Consider the following 19,130-nt stretch of genomic DNA (forward strand, 5'->3'; position numbering starts at 1 on the left):
ATTTCCTTTCTCTATCCCTAAAATGCAAAAAAGCAACCCCCCCTAATTAGTAGCAATACTAATAATCCTCCGATTGTAAAAATAATTATACTCCAAGCCTTTAACCACTATTTAAAACTTCACCTCCAAAATAAAAAAGCGTTTTTTTAGATATCGTCTCATTTCCGAAAAGTATAGTATTAACTATTCCTCTTTCTTTTTTCTTGTATTTTTTCTATACTATAATCTATCTAGTTGGGCATCATATGTAGGAGGGGTTGTTAAAGTGCCTTGGAAAAAAACTTCCAATAGACTTGTCACACCATTTCAGGTACTTGTTTCTTATTATTTTATAGCAATAGCGATTTCCTTCCTGTTATTACGGCTTCCAGGCGTTCATCAAGAAGGAGTAAAGGTTTCCTTTTTAGATAGTCTATTTACGGCAGTAAGTGCAGTAAGTGTAACTGGTTTAACTACCATTAATATTTCTGAAACCTATACGAAATTTGGACTTGTGATGATTCTTGTTATTTTACAGTTAGGCGCAATTGGTATTATGTCATTGGGTACCTTTGTGTGGCTCTTAGTTGGGAAAAAAATAGGGATGCGAGAGCGTCAGTTAATTATGATTGACCACAACCAGTACAATTTGTCTGGTGTTGTGAAATTAATACGTGAAATCTTAAAAATCTTAATTGGTATCGAGGTAGCAGGTACGTTTATTTTAACGCTACATTTTACCAATTATTTTGATACATTAGAAGAAGCATTCTTACACGGAATATTTGCTTCAATTTCTGCTACAACCAATGGGGGATTTGATATTACGGGAATGAGCTTATTGCCATTCCATGATGATTATTTTGTTCAGCTGGTAACAATGGTACTTATTGTGTTAGGGGCAATCGGTTTCCCTGTCTTAATTGAACTAAAAACGTTCTTACTCAAACGTCATGCGAATTTTCGATTTAGCTTGTTTACAAAAATCACTACGTCTACTTATGCCATTTTATTTGTTGTTGGCGCTCTGGTCATTTTACTTCTCGAATCTTTCCATTCTTTCAAGGAAATGTCCTGGCATGAAGCGCTTTTTTCAGCGATGTTTCATTCTGTATCGACAAGATCTGCTGGGCTTACAACATACGATGTGACGACATTTAGTGAGGCGACAGATATTTTTATGAGCTTTCTCATGTTCATAGGTTCTTCTCCAAGTTCAGTGGGGGGAGGAATTCGAACAACTACTTTTGCCATAGCAATTTTATTTTTAATTACATTTGCAAGAGGGAGAGAGGATATCCAAGTATTTGGGCGAGAAATTCATTTAATTGATGTTTTCCGATCCTTCGTTGTAATCTTATTAGCCTTTTTCATGGTTTTAATTGCAACGATTATTTTGCTTATTACAGAGCCACATGCCTCCCTTATTCAAATTATTTTTGAAATCACCTCTGCGTTCGGTACTTGTGGTATGTCATTAGGGATAACTTCAGATTTATCAGTTATTGGCAAAATTATTATTATTATTTTAATGTTCATTGGTCGAGTTGGTTTAATATCCTTCCTGTATACACTAGGTGGCGGTGGTCGAGGAAAGAAATCGAAATTCCATTATCCAAAGGAACGCGTAATAATTGGGTAACACTCACAGAACTTTGATATATAAGGAATTATTGAGGGGGGTAATCATGAGATTGCCCCTTTTTTCTGTAAAAATGTTTAAAACAATCTTCTTTTCGATAACCAGAAATAGCATGAAAGAGTTATTGACTTTCTTCTATTATATAGGGGTAAAAAGAGATAAAATTGTCGAAAGTTGTCATTACAGCTGTATATACATTAAAAAGCAACTATACTAATTCTATACATTTTTTTAGAAAATGAAAATTATCTATTGAAATGGAATAGGTATTTCCAATACAATAAAAAATACATAAAAACACCACGCAAATAAACGTAAAAATTTTGAAGAGAATAAGATGTTTGATATAGGATAAGAGGACTCCATTTGATACCAAAACGCCTAAATGTGTAAGTTGTCACAAAATTTTCGGAAAATTTAAAAATTTATTTCCCGAGTGTGAAAATATTAAGTGGGTATATTTTCAACGTATAGATTGTCAGTCTTTAAGAAATTTGCCCTAAACTTTTTTAGAATTGCTATGATTACTTAACTAATAAATTCAGCATGCAGAAATGCTATAAATAGCTCAACCCTTTTTAGGGCATCTTTAAGAATTGTTTAAGACATTAAAAAAAGCTAGTCCTGATCGTTCTTTACAGGACTAGCGTTTCTTATTAAAGTGTGGGGATTGTTGCAAAGTAAGGAGCTTGACCATGACGGAAATAAGTTAAAAGATAGCCATCTTTTTGTACAATTTTGCCATTCAGGAAATCATCATAATTGAGAGCATGTGGGATTACCAAAGTATGCTTAAACAGCTCTTTCTCAGTAAGTTTGAAGTCTGCAAATGCCTCACCAGCGATAGCCGGATTTTCACGTAATGTCTGGTAGATTATTTTTTGTTGCTCTACTGTTGGACGTTCCTTCCACCATAGTTTACGTGGCTGGAATTGCTGAACCGTTAGATAATCTAGTTGCATTAAGCTCTGAATAATGTTTAAATTCGCGCCTTCCACAGTTTCTAAGAACATTAGTAAACGGCGGAATAAATCTTCTAATTGATGGCCAATACGGGACCATCCCTTAGTTTCCCAATACGTACCAAAGCTTTGGAAAAAGTCAAATGGTGTATCGAAGACCTCGGTTACTAAATATTCGATTGTATGATCCATACGATGATCATTCCAGTATTTCTCTAGAACATCCTCTGCATGTTTAATGCGAACAATATCATCAAATGTAAGGACATTATTAGAAAAGATTTCATAAGGCGCTAAATCGACGTAAGTATAACCAAACTTCTCAGCCTCCACTCGAAGCCCTGTACCACGTAAAAGCTTTAAAAAGCCAAGTTGAAGTTCTTCTGGTCGCATGGCAAAAACATCATTAAAGGTTTGACGGAAGCTTGCGTAATCCTCTTCAGGTAAACCTGCTATCAAGTCTAAATGTTGATCGATTTTTCCACCATCTTTAACCATTGTCACTGTTCGTTTTAGTTTTTCAAAGTTTTGGCGACGCTGTACAAGTGTATTGGTTAAATCGTTAGTGGACTGAACACCAATTTCGAAGCGGAACAAACCTCTCGGTGCATGGTCATTTAAAAATTGGATAACTTCCGGACGCATAATATCGGCAGTAATCTCAAACTGGAATACAACACCTGGTTTATGTTCATCAATTAAAAACTGGAACATTTCCATAGCGTAGCTACGGCTTATATTAAACGTTCGATCCACAAATTTTATAGTTCTAGCGCCATTATCCATTAAGAAACGAATATCTTCTTTAATTTTTTCGCGGTTAAAGTATCGAACACCAACCTCTATAGAAGATAAACAGAATTGGCAGCTAAACGGACAGCCTCTACTTGTTTCAATGTACTGAATACGTTTGCCAAGGTGGGGAAGATCCTCTTCGAAGCGAAACGGACTCGCTAATTCGCGCAAATCTATCTTAGGTGGTTGAGCGTGAATCTTAACTTTTCCATCCTCCAAATAGCAAATTCCAGGGACATCCTCCAGTAATATTTCACCGTGTAAATAACGTAACAATTGCTTAAAAGAAGTTTCTCCTTCACCCATCACTATGAAATCTACTTCGGGTATACGGCGTAGCCAATGGTGAGAATCATAAGAAACCTCAGGTCCTCCAAGCAAAATTTTAACATCTGGACAGACCGTTTTTAACATTTTAATAACATGAATTGTTTCTTCAATATTCCAAATATAACAGCTAAATCCAACTATATCAGGTTTTTTTTGGAACAAATCTGATACAATATTAAAAGCAGGGTCTTTAATTGTATATTCTGCTATAATTGGATTGAATTCGGGTGCAGCGGCACCTTTTAAATAGCGCAATGCTAGGTTTGTGTGTATATACTTTGCATTTAAAGTAGTTAAAATAGTATTCATACAATAATCTTCCTTTCAATATCTAATTGTATCAGTCAAGTATTTGACATACAATATAATTCTTTTTACCTATTTATTTTGTGAACAGTTCGTGAAATAATTTAAAATACTTAAATTTACTAAATTTTGTAATAATAGAATCGTGCTGTCATAATGTATAGTAAAGGCTCAAAATTCGATTTAGAGGTTTTTTACTCTTTTGAAAGGTTCGGTGAGAAAGTTGAAGCAAAATGATATTAATCAATGTTTTGGAAATCTTATGAAAAGTACTTCGTCACCAACACTTATACTCAATAAAGCAGGGAAAATTTTGAACGTCAATGAGGCTGCTATCCAACTATTTAATCTTAATTTAACGTATATTGGCAATTTGGCTATGGACGAGCCTTCTAAATTTAAATGGGCGAAGTTCGTCCAACAATTACAAAAGGATTTACGATCGGAAGAAATTTTTAACATTCGCACAATAGGAAATGAGTATGAAATGTTATCTTTTAAATGTTTCTACGACCCAAATGCTGAAGAAATTGTTGCGCAAATTTCCACATTACATGATGATGTTACCCATAAATTATACGTTAGTCAGGAGCATGAAAGATCCCAATCTTTTAATGCGTATGATTACTTACCGTATGCTGTTATAGTAAGTGACGCTAGCGGTATAATTCTTGGGCTTAATAAGTATGCAGAAATGTTTCTCAAAGTAGAAAGCTCGCAGCTACTCCATAAAGCTCATCAGCATATATTTGATCTATTTACATTGAAAAAAGGGCAAATTACATCCTACCTTTCTAAATTAATGGGTGAAAAACATGCATGTCTTCACGTTGTCGATGAAACACAAGTAAGTAGAACTTGCTACTATGAAATTTCCAGTATCTTTGATGAATACAATAATATTATTGTCACAGTTATTAATGATGAAACAGAGAAGAAGCAACTTCAACATAAAGTTGAGCATCAACAGGCTTTAAATGTTGTTGGACAAATGGCAGCGAGTATTGCGCATGAAATTCGTAATCCATTAACTTCTTTAAAGGGTTTTACTGATTTATTAAAGATAAATGCTGACGATGAATCACGCATGTATCTCTCTGTCATTGATAGCGAACTTCAACGAATGGAACAAATTTTATCAGAGCTTTTAGTTTTGTCCAAGCCATCAACTATGAAAGTAGAGTTATTGGAACTAGATCATATTGTGAAACAAGTTATTGAGTTCATGTTACCAGATGCACTCATGAAAAATATTATGATTCAGTACATTTCAATTCCAAATCAAGTTTATATTGGTGGAAATGAAAATCGATTAAAGCAAGTGTTAATGAATCTCATCAAAAACGCGATGGAATCCATGAATAATGGTGGTACGATTACTGTAGAAATGACAACAAATGACTGCGCGATTGTTGAACTTACAATTAAAGACGAAGGCGTTGGAATGGATAGCACAACCCTTCAAAACCTATTCCAGCCTTTTTACACGACAAAATCAACAGGGACAGGACTGGGCCTTGCTTTCGTGAAAAAAGTTATAGAAGAGCACGATGGAGTTATAGGTGTTAATAGTGAATTACAGAAGGGGACATGCTTCCATCTGCAGTTCCCAATCTATACATTTAACCAAGTGGATACAATGGAAGTATCCACAAAAGATTCTGCCTATTTGGTAACATAAAGAGAGTAAAAGTGATTGGATAACAACAATATAACCTTCTAAATCAGATAATGCTTTTGACAATGCTTTTCTAATATCGCTATAATGTCAAGTATAAAGAGCGAAGTGAGAGGAAAAGAATATGACGTCAGAAGACTTAAAACAATCTTTAAAATTATATATTGTATTGTCACGGGCACTTAAAGCTATCAATGAGACAACACATCAATTATTTCAGGATAATGGTTTAAACCCAACTGAATTTGCTGTTCTCGAGCTTCTTTATCATAAAGGTAGACAGCCATTACAGCAAATTGGCAATAAAATTTTACTTGCCAGTGGGTCTATTACGTATGTCATTGATAAGCTTGAAAAAAGAGGCTATTTATTGCGTGTATCCTGTCCTTCAGATCGTCGTGTGACATATGCAGAAATCACGGATGAAGGCGAAGCATTTATGGGAGAACTATTCCCAAAACACGAGCAGCATTTGCATGAAATAATGAGCGTATTATCTTCAGAAGAAAAAGAGCAAGCTATTACGTTATTAAAGAAAATGGGCCTTTCTATTAAAGATTTATCTTATTAAAAAAGTTGTCTCATTCATTTGAGACAACTTTTTTAGTGTAAAAGGATCTCAAACATACATAAAAAGGACGATAGACAATGCCTTGTCTATCGTCCTTTTTTTATTACGAATTATTATTTTTTAGAAATAGTTGCTGCCATGTTCATCATAGCATTCGTTAAATCTTGCTTATCATTATCGTGAATAGTTAATTTTGTAATGAGACCATCATTTTCAAAAACAACCCCAATTACTTTCTCTGTGTCAAAGTCTACAACATAACCTTCAATATTTTGTACATCCTTGAATACAGCTAATTCATCAGTAGTTAAAGCTACTGTATCACCTACAGCATTCATATAATCTTGCATAGCTGTTTTTACTTCAGTAAAGCTTGATTGTGATGTCTCAATTGTTTCAATACGCATAAACACTTCGTCATCATCATTAGATACTAGCATATCCTTACCTGGCTCTTCTTGCGTTAATGTGAATCCTGGAAGTTGTTGTAGTTTATAGCTTTGGTCAACACTTTTAGATTCAGTTGCCTTTTCTGTTTTATCTACACCATTTTGTTTGTAAGTCACATCATGCTGTGGCTGTTTAGAAGCATCCTCAGTATTTGTTTCATTTGATGCAGGTGTATCTGTACTTTCTTCCTCTTGTGCTTCACCTGCTGTTTCATCGCCAGATGGTTTTTGATCGGCAGCAGTATTGGACGGCTCATTTTGCTGAGCATCTGAATCCTCTGTTTTTTCAGAGGTATTACAACCTACAACTAGTACTGCTGTTAATAATAATGCAAGAATTGAAAATAATTTTTTTTGCATAAAAAACCCTCCTTTTCTAAATTAAACGTTAGTAAAGCTAAAATGTTTCCAAATAATAATGTTATGATGTTAAAGGTAACACTAAAAATAATAATAGTACAAAAACTACATGAGCTACAATAACAAGTGGCATACTTTTCCGCCATTCATACAAGAAGCCCCAAATAATACTTGTCACAAGTGCAGCAACCACGCCTAAAATAAAACCACTTAGGGCAATGGAGATTGCACATAAAACGGCCGTCACTAGGATAGCCAAAGTTGGGCGCATAAAGCGTTTTAATTGTTGCTGAACATAACCACGCCAAAATAATTCTTCGCCGATGGCAACAATAAAAACAAGTAATGCATAGTGCCAAATATTTTGTGGTCCATAATTTGTTAAAAATTTATGAACAGATTGTACTAAGTTATTATTAATAAATGGAGCAAGCCAATAACCGAAGCGAATAATACCATAAGTGATGGTACCGTATCCAATCCCAAAGAGTAAAAATTGCCATGTGGGTAATTGATCTTCAATAGAACCAGCTAATATGGCGATGGCAATACATACTAGTAAAGTAAATGCATACATGTACCAAAATACTGCTTGGTTAGCAAAGGTAAAGGCAAGCATGCCATAAACGAATAATAGAGAAAGGAGTAATAGTATTGTTTGTTTTGAATTTGTTAGCATATACGACCTCCATGCTTTAATTTTATCAAAAAAAAAGCCCCATATCATCTATAAAGACAAATAGGGACTATTCAGACTATTAAGCTTCATTCGTATATAAAATTTTGTAACGTTTATGATTGACGACCGTTTTCTCTTCAATTTCAAGGGAATCAAAATTCTCCATATATGTTAAGTTCACAATCACCGAATTTTCATTTACCTTTTCGACAATACCTTGGAGACCATTTTTAAACTCGATAATATTTCCAACTTCAGCTATTTTCACAGACAGTCAGCTCCTTCATCGACTAATAATATACAGTTTGCACGAAAAAATGGTAAACGTAAAGCTTTTTTTAAATAATTCATAATTTATTACACAAAAGAAGAAAAGAAAGGAATAAAACTAATGGAAAAATACGAAAATATGCTTAAACAATTACAAAATGGGGAAATAGGAAGTATTGAAATTCAAAAGGAAGATTTTTACGAATTTCGAGAAATTCTTGTAGGGCATCCTTTATTTAAACATTTCAGAGGTGAGGCCAAGCAAAATGGACGAATTATCTATACTTATAACGAAATACCTAGGAGTTAATTTGTCGAACATTGTCGTAAGTTAATGCTGTAAGAAATGAAATATAAATGTATAATAATGGTATGATTATTTGTGTGTGGAGGGTTGTATGAATGGTCAATCTACTCTTGAAACAAATGGAACAAACTCGTGAGTTGATGATTCGCTCTGGTGTTGAAAACGGGTTACAAAATGCAAAAACCATTCAACTGAGTCGCAGATTAGACCAGTTAATGAATACCTATTATAGACAGACAGCATTTGATGAAGAAAAAGACCAAGACGAATAAAAAGATTGTTCCAGTATTCAGAGTAATAACATTTTAAAAATAGATGTTTAAAATGCATTTTAATGGGGAATAACTTACTATGAACACAGCAACATTCTCATTTCCCCCTTTAGAGCAGTGATCCCCCAATCACTTGCTCTCTTTTTTTGCTTATTCGGTATATATGCAAGTTATCTATATATTAGTACAAGTTATAGGAAGAGTTTGAATTATTTTATTTATTCGCCTAAACTGAAAACATCAAGTCACTTAGGCGAAAGAAGCCTAACTATATGACAAAGGAGTATGTACATATGAAAAAGCAACGTATTGCATTTATCGGAACTGGCGTAATGGGGACAAGTATTATTAAACACTTATTGAAAAATGACCATGAGGTAACGGTGTATACTCGTACTAAAGAAAAAGCAGAGCCACTAGTAGCTTTAGGAGCATCATGGGCTAGTTCGCCAGCAGAAGCATTTAAACATCAAGACATTGCATTTACAATGGTTGGCTACCCCTCAGATGTTGAAGAGGTTTATTTTGGAGAAAATGGTCTTTTCAAAACAGCTGAACCCGGCAACCTTGTCATTGATATGACGACTTCAGAGCCATCTTTAGCCAAGAAAATATATGAGCATGCACAAACTATTGGTGTAAAGTCTTTAGATGCACCTGTTTCAGGTGGTGATATCGGTGCACAAAATGGTACATTGTCTATTATGATCGGTGGCGATTTAACAACTTACGATAATGTTTTACCGCTGATGAAGCATTTTGGAGAAAATATTGTTTATCAAGGTAAGGCAGGGGCTGGTCAGCATGCAAAGATGTGCAATCAAATTGCCATAGCTTCAGGGATGATTGGCGTATGCGAATCACTTGCTTACGGACTCAATGCAGGGCTAGATTTACCAACCGTATTGCAGTCCATTGCATCAGGTGCGGCAGGTTCTTGGTCTCTAAGTAATTTGGCACCACGCATGATCAAAGAAGACTTTGCACCAGGTTTTTATATCAAACATTTTGTGAAGGATATGAAAATAGCTTTGGATGAATCCGAGAAAATGGGAATTACTTTGCCAGGATTGGCGTTAGCCTATGAAATGTATGAAAAATTGATCGAAGAGGGCTATGGTGATAATGGGACACAGGCTCTTCTTCAGCGTTACAAATAATAAAAATCTTATATGGATAAAAAAGAACCTGAAGTTTCTTCATTTTGGAGAGACTTCAGGTTTTTTGTTACTCTTTCCCAAAAAGTTGGGCGTCTAGTGAAAAGCTAGAAGCACCGGCTAGCGTGAAGTAAAGAGCAATTGCACCCAAGGCTAAATCTAATTCGTATCCGGCTAAACCATCAGCCCCAATAAAGCCAATGCTTAGCTTAGCTGTAAAAATGGCCACAATCATAGTCATTGTTAGTAATGCGCCAAAAATTCTTGTTGCTAAACCTAAAATAAGGGCAATACCTCCCACTAATTCAATAATTGCAACGATATACGCCATAAATCCTGGTATACCTAAACTTTCAAAGAAGTCTGCCGTGTAGCTAATTCCTCCTTGAAACTTTTGAAAACCATGCACGGCAAAAATAGTACCGAGAACGACACGTAAAATAGTTGAACCAATGTTTTGCATTATAAAATATCTCCTTTTCATTTAACTTACAATTCGTAACTTAGTTTATTTTTAAAAACAACTTTTGTCAAGTAACTAAATGTGTTTTAAGAACTGAATGTTGGAAGAAGTGTTATACTGTTGTATATGAACTACTAACAATGGAGGCTTGTAACGTGGATCAAAAAAAAATTTGTCCTCGATTTGAAAAGGCACTAAAAGTATTAAATCATCGCTGGAATACTTTACTTATTTTCCAATTATTAGATGGCCCTCAGCGGTATTCAGTCATTAAAAATCAGTTAAATATAAGCAGCCGCGTATTAACTGAGCGATTAAAGGAGCTAGAGATTGAGGAAATTGTAATACGCACTGTCATTCCTTCTACTCCAGTCATCATTGAGTATGAACTTACGGAAAAGGGATACGCACTTGCACCGGTGCTAAAAGCAATCGAACAATGGTCTTCTGAATGGGTAGCAATAATCGAAGAATAATAAAAAAGATATTCAAGCGAGGGGGCTTGAATATCTTTTTTTTACATAGAAAAAGTTTGAGAAAGGCTGTATTTATCGAACTATTAGCAGTTATGTTTCAATGAATTTACTGTTATATTGTAAATAATATTAATTTTCTTTAAAAAAAGGAATTTTTTATAACGGGAAGAAATTAATTGATTATTATAGAGAATGTAAGGGAGGGTTTTATGAAAAAGAGTTCAGCAATAGATGTCCAGCATCGAAGTCAGTTAGCGATTTACTTATCATTGCCTATACTTTCATGGGCTTTCTATGATTTTGCTAATACAATTTTTTCTTCAAATATTAATACGATTTTTTTCCCGTTTTATATGGATGAGGTATTAGGAACAAATGAAGTCATGCAACAAGTAGCTAGTACATTTATTTCGTATGCGAATGCCATTGCTAGCTTATTACTTGTAGTATTTTCTCCACTTTTCGGAGTGTGGATTGATAATACTGGCTATAAAAAGAGATTTATTGTCTGGTTTGCTTCTATTTCCATTCTTTTTACTTTTATGATGGGGATATTTGCGGATCTACAGACAACCATTCATTACTCAGGCGTACCCCTTAGTTTATTTTTAGTCGTGGCAAGTTTTGTCATTGCAAAGTTCTTCTTTAATTCGAGTCTAGTATTCTATGATTCCATGATGGGAGATTTAGGAACGAAAGAAGAAATGCCACTTATATCTGGCTATGGCGTTGCAATCGGGTATTTGGGTACACTTTTTGGTCTTCTCGTTTATTTGTATGTTGGCAACAGTGGTTTTCATCGCGCATTTATTCCTACGGCCATTTTGTATTTATTATTTTCACTGCCTTTATTTTTGATCAATAAAGATACTCCGATCCCAAAAGCACAGAGGAAGTCTTTAAAATTTTTAGATGGCTATAAAGAAATTATTCAAACCTTTAAGGATATGAAGCAATATAAGGCGATTTTTACTTTTATGATTGCTTATTTCTTTTTGAATGATGCTATCGCTACTACGATTGCAATGATGGCAGTTTACGCGACGGCTATTGTCGGTTTTAGTTCGGGTCAATTTATCATTCTTTATTTAGTCTCTACTGTATCCACGATAATTGGGTCTTTGGCATTTGGTTATATTACAAAATCAGTAGGAGCTAAACGTGCTATTACTATGGTAGCCCTAATTATGATTGTCGCTTTAGTGTTTGCTGTATTTGCCACAGCACAATGGATGTTTTGGCTTGCAGGTAGTCTTTTTGGTATATCACTTGGCTCTATGTGGGTAACGTCTAGGACCTATATAATTGAATTGTCACCAAATGAGAAACGTGGGCAGTTCTTTGGCTTGTTTGCTTTCTCTGGGAAAGTATCATCCATTATTGGGCCAGCCGTATATGGAACAGTTACATTATGGATGAAGGATTACGGTACATTAGCTAGCCGTGTCGCACTATCGACGCTAATCGTAATGACAGTCATCGGCCTATTGGTACATCTAAAAGTTAATGATAAAAATGGAAATAGCAAGTAGGAGAAATGTATTGCCTATGATACAATTGAATTATAAATTGAAGTAGAGAAAGGAGCGGGGTTGCATTGGAACATAAAGGAATATTATTAGAAAGTGGCACAAATGAGCTAGAAATCGTTGAATTTGAAGTGGCTAACAATAAGTTTGGTATCAATGTAATTAAAGTAAAAGAAATCATTCAACCGATTCCAGTAACATTTATTCCACACGCGCACCCGCATGTAGAAGGAATCATTCAATTACGAGGTGAAGTATTACCAGTTGTGGATATGCTACGGGTACTAGGAATTCAGAGTACTGAGCGTAACCCGCAACAAAAATATATTGTTGCTGAATTTAATAAGCAACGTGTTGTGTTCCATGTGGATAACGTGACACAAATTCACCGTATATCGTGGAATCAAATTGAGAAGCCTTCAGATATGTATCAGGGCGGAACATCACAAGTTATAGGTGTTATTAAACAAAACGAGCAAATGATTCTACTACTCGATTTCGAAAGAATTATGGTGGATATTAATCCAGAATCGGGCATAAGTGTGGAATCTGTTAAAAAGCTGGGCAAACGTGAACGTACTGGAAAACGTATTTTAATTGCAGAGGATTCACCACTATTACGGAAGTTATTATTTGATACGATGAATGAAGCGGGCTATGACAATGTAGAGTTCTTTGAAAATGGCCGAGATGCTTATGAATACTTAGAAGGAATTGCGAAGAGCGGTAGTGATATCGCAGAACATATTCAATTAGTCGTAACAGATATTGAAATGCCACAAATGGATGGGCATCATTTGACAAGAAAAATCAAAGAGCATCCTGATCTTCAAAAACTTCCAGTTATCATATTCTCAAGTCTAATTACAGATGACCTTCGTCATAAAGGTGATCAGGTAGGAGCAGAAGATCAAATTAGTAAGCCAGAAATTGCAGAGCTCATCCTACGCGTAGACCAATTAATTCTGTAATAATTGTGCCTTACATGATACTTCACAATTTTAATAATGGGTATCCTGAAAGTATAAATAAATGAAAGTAAAGTCGGATGCCTTTAAAGGCATCCGACTTTTTTGTATAGGTCTACATATTGTGAACAAAATAAACTGAAGATGCTTGAGGGATGTGATTATTTGAATGAACTTAAAACAGCTATTATTGATATCGGCTCCAATACTATTCGCTTAGTGTTATATCAGTACAACAATGAAGAGGGGCTACATGAGCTAGGAAATATTAAAACGGTAGCACGTTTACGTACATATATACAACCCTCTGGTGAGATGTCTGAAGAAGGTATCCATGTGTTAGCCGAGACATTACAAACATTTAAAGCGATGTTAGAAGATTTTGAAGTGACAGATGTGAAAGCTGCGGCAACTGCTGCTATCCGCCAGGCTACTAACCGCGACCAAATAATTGCAGAAATGAAAGCACGAACGGGCATCCAAATTGAGCTTTTATCAGAAGAAGAAGAAGCTTATTTTGGCTTTGTAGCTGTTGCTTATTCCAGTGGAACAAAATCGGGAGTTACGATTGATATTGGTGGTGGTAGTACCGAAATTACGCTATTTAAAAATAAAGAAATTCAGCAATCACATAGTTTTCCATTCGGGACAGTTTCTTTAAAGCAACGTTTTGTGAAGGGGGACCTCATTAATAGCGGTGAAAAGAAGGAGCTTATTGCTTTTATAAAAGAGCAATTTCAAACATTATCATGGATTCAAAATAGTAGTTTACCAATTATTGCAATTGGGGGGAGTGCACGTAATATTGCACAAATTCATCAACAAAAACATGATTATCCTATTGCCAGTGTCCATGGATACGAAATGATAAAAGAAGATTTAGATGAATTAAGCTTATTTTTAGGTCAATTAAGCTTCCAAGAATTGAAGCAGCTGGATGGCCTGTCATCAGACCGTGCTGATATTATTTTACCTGCCTTAGAAGTATTTAAAGTGTTAATGGAGACTGTAGGGAGCAAGTCATTTCAGCTTACGAAGAAGGGATTACGAGAGGGACTGATTATTAAAAAGATCTTGCAAACAGATAGCAATGCCTTTGATAAATATAATGTGTTTGAAGGAAATGCCAGAAGGCTTGCAAGACAGTATGGTCGCACTGAAAAAGAGGTTGATTATTTGATGCATTTAGCTGATCAATTGTATCGCGAATGTTGTCATTTAGGCTATTTACCATATAATGCAGAAGATTTGCAGTTAATAAGAAAAGCAGCAAAGGTTTTTAATATCGGTGAATATATCGAATTAAGCTCTGCAAGCCAACACACCTTTTATTTGATTGCAAATCAATCTATTGATGGTCTAAATCACCTAGAAAGAGTCAAACTAGCCCTTCTAGCCTCTTATAAAAACAAAGATTATTTTGAACGATTTGCTGCCCCGTTCTCCACTTGGATGAATCGTGAGGAGTATCGAAAAATACGAGATTTTGGAGCGTTATTAAAATTTGTCTATGCTTTAAATGTCTCAAAGCGAAATGTTGTACATGCAATTGAGATGCATCCAGAGGAAGATTATGTACAGCTCAATATTTATGTAAAGAACAATGCAGCAGCTGAAAAGTATCAAGCTAATCGACATAAAAAACATTTAGAGCGAGCATTAAAAATCCCAATGACAATCAATTTTATTGAAGAAGGATGGAATACGGATGACAACTGAAATAACAAATAACGAGCTAAATGAGGAAGAGTTTTTAAAAAATCATAGTCGATTATTAGAGGAGATTGCGAAGCCTCAGTACTATAATAATCGAGAGTTAAGTTGGCTTGCTTTTAATGAGCGTGTATTAGAGGAAGCGGAGGATGTGAATAATCCTCTGCTCGAGCGTTTGAAATTTTTAGCTATATTTAGCTCAAATCTCGATGAGTTTTTTATGGTACGTGTCGCTGGCTTACAAGATCAAGTTCGAGCAGGGTTCCATAAAGCTGAGAATAAATCTGGGTTAACACCAAAGGAACAATTAGCTAAAATTGCAGAACGTACACAGGCTTTAGTGCGTCGACAAACTGAAGTATACCGCCATTTAATCTATGATTTATTACCACAGCATAATGTACATATTGCAGACATGAAAGATTTAAATAGCACACAAAAAGCTTTTATTAATGAAATGTTTGCAGAAACTATATTCCCAGTTCTAACACCTGTAGCAGTAGATGCTTATCGACCATTCCCTACATTGCTTGGGAAAACACTCAATTTACTAGTCCTTTTAGAGCAGGATGAATCGGATCTTGAAAGTCGTGAAAAAGTCGCAATCGTTCAGGTGCCATCTGTTTTAGATCGTTATATCAAAGTGCCTTCTGAAGAAGGTAAAACGGTCGTTGTATTATTGGAGGATGTCATTGTAGCGCATATTGAAAAATTATTTTATGGCTATAGTGTAAAATCAGCGCAAGCCTTCCGTTTAACAAGGAATGCAGATTTAACGATCCATGAAGAGGGCGCAAGGGATCTTCTCGTTGAAATTGAAAAAGAGTTGAAGAAACGTAAATGGGGAGTAGGAAGCCGTCTAGAAGTTCGAGTTGGTGAAATGAATGAAGAAGTGCTTCTCTACTTATTAGATGAATTTGAAATTGAAGAAAATGATGTTTTCCATATTGATGGACCTTTAGATTTAACCTTTATGTTCTCTTTTGTTAAAGGTATAGCTGTTGGTCGTGAACATTTGGAATATGAAAGCTTTATTCCACAGCCACCTTTAGATTTACAATCCGATGAAAATATTTTTGAAAAAGCATTAACACAAGATATCTTTTTCCATCACCCATATGAATCATTTGCGCCAATCGTTGATTTTATCTCGGAGGCAGCCACAAATCCGAATGTTTTAGCAATCAAACAAACATTATATCGAGTAAGTGGTAATTCACCGATTATTCAAGCACTGAAGCTGGCCGCAGAAAATGGTAAACAAGTAACAGTTTTAGTTGAACTAAAGGCCAGATTCGATGAAGAAAATAATGTGCATTGGGCAAAACAGCTAGAACAAGCAGGATGTCTTGTTATTTATGGGATGAACAATTTAAAAACACACTCCAAAATCACATTAGTCGTTAGTCGTCGAAATGGCAAAATTGAACGCTTTGTTCATCTTGGCACAGGAAATTATAATGATGCCACTGCAAAAATTTACACGGATATGGGCATAATAACGACAGATAAAGAATTTGGCATTGATGCGACAAACTTCTTTAACTATTTAAGTGGCTATACAGAAAAACCTACATTTAATCACTTAGTCGTAGCACCTTTTGATATTCGAGATGAATTTATTCGATTAATGGATGAAGAAATTGCTTGTCATAAAAAATACGGGAATGGTTTTATTCGAGCTAAAATGAATTCATTGACAGACAAGGATCTTATGATGAAGTTATATGAGGCTTCGATTGCTGGGGTAAAGGTAGAGCTTATAATACGTGGTATTTGCTGTATTAGACCTGGTATCCCTGGCATTAGTGAAAACATTACAGTAACAAGTATTGTAGGTCGTTTCCTTGAACACTCCCGAATTTATTGGTTCCACCATAATGGGGAGAATAGAGTATATTTATCTTCAGCTGACATGATGACACGCAATATGATTAAACGTGTAGAAATTTTATTCCCTGTATATGCAAATGAAGCAAAAACTCGTATTATTGACATAATGAATACACAATTAATGGATACTGCTAAGGCTCGTATTCAAGATTCCAATGGTAAGTATCATTATAAAGATTTTGATCGTAGTGAAGATCCATTGAATAGCCAGGAGATTTTCTTACAAGATGCATTAAAGCCTACGCTAGACGAAGAATAAAAGCAAACACGATACTTAGTGAGGGATAGAATGAAAAATTATAGAGAGAGTGTAGCGCCATTTGCAGATTATCAACAACTCATTCAAATGAATCCGTTTGATGCAGTCGTTTGTTTGATAAAAGTTGATAAAAAGGTGTTCGAAGTCGTTGATTTTAATGATAAGCTATTATCATTTATGGAGCTGCAAGATAAAGCAGCGACGAACGCTGAACGTTTTTTTACCAAGCAATGCTGGCTGCAGTTGTCGAATTTTCTAAACGAAGAAGACCATACACAGCATGTCCTGAAATTAGGTACCGGTTATTATGAACGAGCATTTGCTATTCATGTACAACACTTTTCTAAATCCATGGTTGCGGTTATTTTGAGAGAAACACAGTTAGAAAAAAAACCTTATTTACAATACGTGGAACAACATGTAAGTCCTGTACTAACGGTCGATTTACAAGGCCGAATTATTCATCAAAACATGGCTGTTACGTCAGCACTCTCTAGAGAGCAGCAGTGCCTAATAGGACGAGATATTTTTTCATTATTGGAAAGTAAATATATAAAAGAATTTAAATTATTATTTGCCAAAACAATTGAAGGTTCAGCTTTTGGTATGCCAAAATGCTTATTTAAGGACCAATTGCTAAGTAAAGAGACTTTTTACTTAAGAACGCACCCAACCTATTATAATGGTGAGGTTATAGGTGTCCATTTATTTGTAAAAGATGCAAATTCATTTATGAATGATCATGAGGCATTTTATTACTTAGCGCTAATGGATGAATTAACAGGCATTTGGAATCGTAAGGCATTCAAGGAACATTGGCTACATCATCTAAACGACAAAAAACAAGAGCATAAGCAAGCAGCCCTTATTTTAGTGGATATTGATCGTTTTAAAAAATTTAATGAATCCCTAGGTGAAAGTAAGGGAGATGAGCTTATGCGTATGTTTAGTCAAAGACTTAATGAACTGTGCTATTCAAAATGTACACTTTTTCGCTATAACAGTGATGAGTTTATCTTTGTGCTAAAAGATGCGACTATTCAAAAAATTGAACATACTGCTAATGCCATTTTGGATGTTTTAAAACAACCATTTATGATAGACGGGCAGGAATACTTTATTAGCGTTTCAATCGGTATCTCCCTAAGTCCAGCAGATGGCAAGGATTTAGAGACACTTGTAAGGAAAGCCGATAAAGCATTATTTTCTGTTAAAGAGCATGGACGATCTCACTATCGTTATTATCGTGAAGATATGACGGCAATTTTCCCAAATGAAGCTTTAATGGAGGCTCATTTACGACGTGCTATTGAATTTAATGAACTTAGTCTGCATCTCCAGCCACAGATGGACTTAACAAATAATAGCATCAATAGCTTTGAAGCTTTATTGCGATGGAATAACCGTAAATTTGGTTTTGTGTCACCTGCACAATTTATACCTATTGCGGAGGCTTCAGGATTAATTATTGAAATTGGTGATTGGATTATTGACGAGGTTTGTCGTCATCAAAAAGAATGGCAATCGAAAGGTTATCGTCCTGTACGCGTAGCTGTCAATATATCACCAAAACAGTTTAGAAAAGAAAATTTCGCGCGAAAAATAAAGGCAGCATTAAAGAAATATGAGGTGCCTCCAGAACTTCTGGAGGTAGAGATTACAGAAAGCTCTATGACAAATGTACATGAGACATTTTCGATTCTTACGGAACTGAAGCAATTAGGGGTTTATGTGTCAGTAGATGACTTTGGAACAGGCTATTCTTCATTAAGCTATCTAAAGCGTTATCCAATCGATATTATAAAAATCGATCAATCATTTATTCGAGATATCGCTAAAGATGATAAAAATGAGGCCATCATTAAAGCCATCATTTCGATGTCTCATAACCTAGGGCTAGAGGTAATTGCCGAAGGAATCGAAGAGCCCACACAAGTCGATTTTCTTAAACGCCATCGTTGTCAAAAGGGACAAGGTTATTTGTATAATAAACCTTTACCAGTTGAAACAATTGTACAGAAATATTTCGTCAGCTAGTTAAAAAGCAGCACTCATCATCATAGGATGGAGTG

The 19,130-nt window shown here is 35.2% G+C and carries 17 protein-coding genes; 12 read left to right on the forward strand and 5 right to left on the reverse strand.

All coding sequences use genetic code 11. From position 1 onward, the window contains the following. Positions 1-265: 265 nt before the first annotated feature. The gene (locus MKY88_RS04125) at positions 266-1,621 is read left to right on the forward strand and encodes a TrkH family potassium uptake protein (protein ID WP_193831039.1); all 1,356 of its coding nucleotides are present in this window, start codon (positions 266-268) and stop codon (positions 1,619-1,621) included. A gap of 656 nt (positions 1,622-2,277) precedes the next feature. On the opposite strand, the gene MKY88_RS04130 is transcribed toward MKY88_RS04125, so the two are convergent. Further along, positions 2,278-4,017, reverse strand: coding sequence for a B12-binding domain-containing radical SAM protein (locus MKY88_RS04130; RefSeq protein WP_193831040.1), 1,740 nt, complete (start codon positions 4,015-4,017; stop codon positions 2,278-2,280). 310 nt (positions 4,018-4,327) lie between these two features. On the opposite strand from MKY88_RS04130, the gene MKY88_RS04135 reads away from it, so the two are divergent. Beyond that, the gene (locus MKY88_RS04135) at positions 4,328-5,695 is read left to right on the forward strand and encodes an ATP-binding protein (RefSeq protein ID WP_328205514.1); all 1,368 of its coding nucleotides are present in this window, start codon (positions 4,328-4,330) and stop codon (positions 5,693-5,695) included. 121 nt (positions 5,696-5,816) lie between these two features. After that, positions 5,817-6,263, forward strand: a complete 447-nt coding sequence (locus MKY88_RS04140) for a MarR family winged helix-turn-helix transcriptional regulator (protein ID WP_008174146.1) — start codon at positions 5,817-5,819, stop codon at positions 6,261-6,263. A 113-nt stretch (positions 6,264-6,376) separates the two neighbouring features. Here MKY88_RS04140 and MKY88_RS04145 read toward each other — a convergent pair whose 3' ends face one another. The 3 genes from MKY88_RS04145 to MKY88_RS04155 all read right to left on the reverse strand — a co-directional run bounded on the left by MKY88_RS04145 (position 6,377) and on the right by MKY88_RS04155 (position 8,019). After that, positions 6,377-7,072: a hypothetical protein gene (locus MKY88_RS04145; protein WP_193831042.1), complete on the reverse strand. Its 696-nt coding sequence runs from the start codon at positions 7,070-7,072 to the stop codon at positions 6,377-6,379. Positions 7,073-7,133: 61 nt separating this feature from the next. After that, a complete protein-coding gene (locus MKY88_RS04150; protein WP_069480187.1) occupies positions 7,134-7,751 on the reverse strand; it encodes a CPBP family intramembrane glutamic endopeptidase in 618 nt (205 codons plus the stop codon). Positions 7,752-7,830: 79 nt separating this feature from the next. Further along, positions 7,831-8,019: a YkvS family protein gene (locus tag MKY88_RS04155; protein ID WP_004224583.1), complete on the reverse strand. Its 189-nt coding sequence runs from the start codon at positions 8,017-8,019 to the stop codon at positions 7,831-7,833. 123 nt (positions 8,020-8,142) lie between these two features. Between MKY88_RS04155 and MKY88_RS04160 the strand changes: the two genes are divergently transcribed. From MKY88_RS04160 to MKY88_RS04170, 3 genes are all read left to right on the forward strand, one after another. Next, entirely contained in the window at positions 8,143-8,331 is a 189-nt protein-coding gene (locus tag MKY88_RS04160) for a hypothetical protein (RefSeq protein ID WP_008174143.1), read from the forward strand. 92 nt (positions 8,332-8,423) lie between these two features. Further along, entirely contained in the window at positions 8,424-8,600 is a 177-nt protein-coding gene (locus MKY88_RS04165) for an aspartyl-phosphate phosphatase Spo0E family protein (RefSeq protein ID WP_008174142.1), read from the forward strand. 293 nt (positions 8,601-8,893) lie between these two features. Beyond that, complete coding sequence (locus tag MKY88_RS04170) at positions 8,894-9,760, forward strand: NAD(P)-dependent oxidoreductase (RefSeq protein WP_340813039.1); 867 nt, start codon at positions 8,894-8,896, stop codon at positions 9,758-9,760. Positions 9,761-9,827: 67 nt separating this feature from the next. Here the strand turns inward: MKY88_RS04170 and MKY88_RS04175 are convergent, their stop codons facing one another. Further along, entirely contained in the window at positions 9,828-10,220 is a 393-nt protein-coding gene (locus tag MKY88_RS04175; protein ID WP_069480189.1) for a DoxX family protein, read from the reverse strand. Between the two features lie 155 nt (positions 10,221-10,375). On the opposite strand from MKY88_RS04175, the gene MKY88_RS04180 reads away from it, so the two are divergent. The 6 genes from MKY88_RS04180 to MKY88_RS04205 all read left to right on the forward strand — a co-directional run bounded on the left by MKY88_RS04180 (position 10,376) and on the right by MKY88_RS04205 (position 19,095). Next, entirely contained in the window at positions 10,376-10,696 is a 321-nt protein-coding gene (locus MKY88_RS04180) for a winged helix-turn-helix transcriptional regulator (RefSeq protein WP_340813040.1), read from the forward strand. 209 nt (positions 10,697-10,905) lie between these two features. After that, positions 10,906-12,228 carry an MFS transporter gene (locus tag MKY88_RS04185; protein WP_328205507.1) on the forward strand — a complete coding sequence of 441 codons (1,323 nt, stop codon included), beginning with the start codon at positions 10,906-10,908 and terminating at the stop codon, positions 12,226-12,228. Positions 12,229-12,293: 65 nt separating this feature from the next. Next, positions 12,294-13,196, forward strand: a complete 903-nt coding sequence (locus MKY88_RS04190; protein WP_008174137.1) for a chemotaxis protein — start codon at positions 12,294-12,296, stop codon at positions 13,194-13,196. Between the two features lie 162 nt (positions 13,197-13,358). Next, on the forward strand, positions 13,359-14,912 hold the full coding sequence (locus MKY88_RS04195; protein WP_340813041.1) for a Ppx/GppA family phosphatase: 1,554 nt from the start codon (positions 13,359-13,361) through the stop codon (positions 14,910-14,912). After that, positions 14,902-17,058, forward strand: coding sequence for an RNA degradosome polyphosphate kinase (locus MKY88_RS04200; RefSeq protein ID WP_340813042.1), 2,157 nt, complete (start codon positions 14,902-14,904; stop codon positions 17,056-17,058). The genes MKY88_RS04195 and MKY88_RS04200 overlap by 11 nt, the downstream gene beginning before the upstream one ends. Before the next feature lie 30 nt (positions 17,059-17,088). Next, positions 17,089-19,095, forward strand: a complete 2,007-nt coding sequence (locus MKY88_RS04205; protein ID WP_328205504.1) for a putative bifunctional diguanylate cyclase/phosphodiesterase — start codon at positions 17,089-17,091, stop codon at positions 19,093-19,095. Positions 19,096-19,130 lie beyond the last annotated feature (35 nt).

This window comes from Lysinibacillus sp. FSL R7-0073, from assembly GCF_038009065.1.
GTDB lineage: Bacteria > Bacillota > Bacilli > Bacillales_A > Planococcaceae > Lysinibacillus > Lysinibacillus fusiformis.

Bases quoted from the DNA above. Each gene is read 5' to 3' on its own strand.
- MKY88_RS04160 (WP_008174143.1), top strand. From the start codon at position 8,143: ATGGAAAAATACGAAAATATGCTTAAACAATTACAAAATGGGGAAATA.
- MKY88_RS04150 (WP_069480187.1), bottom strand. From the start codon at position 7,751: ATGCTAACAAATTCAAAACAAACAATACTATTACTCCTTTCTCTATTA.
- MKY88_RS04205 (WP_328205504.1), top strand. From the start codon at position 17,089: ATGAAAAATTATAGAGAGAGTGTAGCGCCATTTGCAGATTATCAACAA.
- MKY88_RS04170 (WP_340813039.1), top strand. From the start codon at position 8,894: ATGAAAAAGCAACGTATTGCATTTATCGGAACTGGCGTAATGGGGACA.
- MKY88_RS04175 (WP_069480189.1), bottom strand. From the start codon at position 10,220: ATGCAAAACATTGGTTCAACTATTTTACGTGTCGTTCTCGGTACTATT.
- MKY88_RS04145 (WP_193831042.1), bottom strand. From the start codon at position 7,072: ATGCAAAAAAAATTATTTTCAATTCTTGCATTATTATTAACAGCAGTA.
- MKY88_RS04130 (WP_193831040.1), bottom strand. From the start codon at position 4,017: ATGAATACTATTTTAACTACTTTAAATGCAAAGTATATACACACAAAC.
- MKY88_RS04200 (WP_340813042.1), top strand. From the start codon at position 14,902: ATGACAACTGAAATAACAAATAACGAGCTAAATGAGGAAGAGTTTTTA.
- MKY88_RS04185 (WP_328205507.1), top strand. From the start codon at position 10,906: ATGAAAAAGAGTTCAGCAATAGATGTCCAGCATCGAAGTCAGTTAGCG.
- MKY88_RS04140 (WP_008174146.1), top strand. From the start codon at position 5,817: ATGACGTCAGAAGACTTAAAACAATCTTTAAAATTATATATTGTATTG.
- MKY88_RS04165 (WP_008174142.1), top strand. From the start codon at position 8,424: ATGGTCAATCTACTCTTGAAACAAATGGAACAAACTCGTGAGTTGATG.